Genomic DNA, 2,344 nt, shown 5'->3' with positions numbered 1-2,344 from the left:
CTTGCCGTCCTGCGCGAAGGCGGCGAGCGCTGTAGGGTTGTAGACCGCGGTCGAAAAGCCGGTATCGGCCGTGATCAGCGGAGTGAGGTCGGCAAGTGCGCCCTTTTCCGCATAGGTGACAAAGTTCTCGAAGTTGAGCTCGAAGGCGTCGGGCGCCTGCTTTGCCGCAACGACGGTCTGCAGCTTGGTGAAGTAGGCGTCCCAGGCGGCAGTTTCGTAGGTGACCTTGATGCCGGGATGCTCGGCCTCGAAGGCGGCGATGGTGGCGTCGAGTTCCTTCAGATAATTCGGCGCCGCCGAGAAGGTCATGTACTTGATGGTCACGTCCTCGGCGAGCGCCGGGGTGATGAGGGCAGTGGCGAGCAGCAGCCCGGTGAACGTTCTACGCAGCATGGTCTTTTCTCCTCCTTGAGACCTTGGTCGTTTCTTTGGGTTGGTTATTTGAGCCCGGTGTGGGACAGGCCCTTGATGATGAAGCGCTGGACGAAGACGTAGACGGCGATGATCGGCACAGTGGCGATCACCGCGCCGGCCATCAGCACGTTCCAGTCAGTGGTCCAGCGGCCCTGCAGGGCGCTGAGGCCCAGCGGCAAGGTCATCATGGATTGGTCGGTGGTGATGATCAGCGGCCACAAAAAGCTGTTCCAGCTGGCCATGAAGGCGAACACCGCGAGGGTGGCGAGCGCCGGGCGCGCCAGGTGGATGGCGATGGTGAAGAAGATCCGGATATAGCCGGCGCCATCGATGAAGGCGGCTTCCTCGATCTCTTTGGGCAGCCGCAGGAAGAACTGCCGGAGCAGGAAGGTGCCGAAGGCGCCAAAGCTCGAGGGCAGGATCAGTGCCTGGTAGGAATTGGTCCAGCCGAGCCAGTTCATGATGATGAAGAGCGGGGTGAGGGTCACCTGCTGCGGGATCATCAGCGTCGCGAGGTACGCGTAGAACAGCACGGTACGGCCGCGGAACTCGATGCGGGCGAAGGCGTAGCCCGACATGGCGCAGAACAGCACCATCAGCACGGTCGAGGTGACCGAGACGAAGATCGAGTTGATGAGGAACTGGCCGACCGGGGCGCTGTCGAACACCTTTGCGTAGTTGTCTGATGTCGCCGGGTCGGGCAGCCAGTTAGGCGGGGTGACGAAGGTGGCGCCGGCAGTCTTCAGCGAAGTCGAGACCATCCAGGCAAAGGGCAGCAGCATGATGACTGCGCCGACGATGAGGATGGCGTAGGTGGCGAGGTCGGGGAGGCTCACGCCGCGGCGCTTCCTCTTGAGCACGGAGTCATTCCCGCGAAAGCGGGAACCTCCGTTTGCGGAGTTAGCCGCACGCTCAGCCAACAGAGGTTCCCGCTTCCGCGGGAATGACCCGGTGGGTGCGGCGAGATCGGTGGTCACGATGGGGTTCACCGGCTCAGCCATCGGACCGATCCAGCTGCTTCTGCAACAGGTTCTGGGCGATGGTCACTGCGAAGATCAGGGCGAACAGCACCCAGGAGATCGCCGAGGCGTAGCCCATTTTGTAGTAGCTGAAGGCGTTCTTGTAGATCAGCTCGACCATCACCGAGGTGGCGCCGGCCGGGCCGCCTTGGGTCATGATCCAGACCTGGTCGAACACCTGGAACGACGAGATCAGCGAGATGGTGGTGACGAAGAAGGTGGTCGGCGCCAGCATCGGAAAGGTGATCGACCAGAATTGCTGCCAGGGCGTCGCGCCATCCAGCGCCGCCGCTTCGTAGAGCGGCTCGGGGATATCCTGCAGCCCGGCGAGGTAAATCACCGTGACGAAGCCGATATCCTTCCACACCGAGGTGAGGATGACGCCAGTCATCGCCCAGGCCGGATCGAACAGCCAGCCCGGACCTTTGATGCCGACGGCGCCAAGCGCGAAGTTGACCAGCCCGTATTGCGGGTTGAGCAGCCACTTCCAGATCAGCGATACGGCGACCCACGAGGTGACGACCGGCACGAAATAGATGGCCCGGAACACCACGCGGCCACGGATCCTCCGGTTGAGCAGCAAAGCGAGGCCGAGCGCGATGATCACCACCGAAGGCAGGTAGCCGAGGATGAAGGTGAGGGTGTTGCGCAGCGCCCCGAGCACGGCCGGATCGGCGAACGCGGTGACGTAGTTGTCGATGCCGACCCAGCTGATCTCGCCGATCAGGTCCCACTGCGAAAAGCTGAGCACCAGCGAGGACAGCACCGGCGCCATCAGGAACACCACCATGCCGGCGAGGCTGGGCAGCAGCAGCACGGCGAGGGCAATGTACTTGGAGCGATTGGCGGCGGGGCTCATCTGGAGCCCCTGGTGAGACGCTCGGCCTGCGCGGGACGCGCACCCCCCACCC

At 63.3% G+C, this 2,344-nt stretch carries 3 protein-coding genes; all 3 read right to left on the bottom strand.

The features are described from left to right. On the bottom strand, positions 1–393 hold a 393-nt coding region (locus VW23_RS08350; RefSeq protein WP_141728273.1), incomplete at its 3' end, for an ABC transporter substrate-binding protein. Between the two features lie 44 nt (positions 394–437). After that, entirely contained in the window at positions 438–1,274 is an 837-nt protein-coding gene (locus VW23_RS08345; RefSeq protein WP_069909114.1) for a carbohydrate ABC transporter permease, read from the bottom strand. A gap of 133 nt (positions 1,275–1,407) precedes the next feature. Next, complete coding sequence (locus VW23_RS08340) at positions 1,408–2,292, bottom strand: carbohydrate ABC transporter permease (protein ID WP_069909113.1); 885 nt, start codon at positions 2,290–2,292, stop codon at positions 1,408–1,410. Positions 2,293–2,344 lie beyond the last annotated feature (52 nt).

Source organism: Devosia insulae DS-56 (assembly GCF_000970465.2).
Classification (GTDB): Bacteria; Pseudomonadota; Alphaproteobacteria; order Rhizobiales; family Devosiaceae; genus Devosia_A; species Devosia_A insulae.
This window is presented reverse-complemented; position numbering and strand designations above follow the sequence as displayed.

Coding starts and splice junctions, on each gene's coding strand:
- VW23_RS08340 (WP_069909113.1), bottom strand. CDS start 2,292: ATGAGCCCCGCCGCCAATCGCTCCAAGTACATTGCCCTCGCCGTGCTG.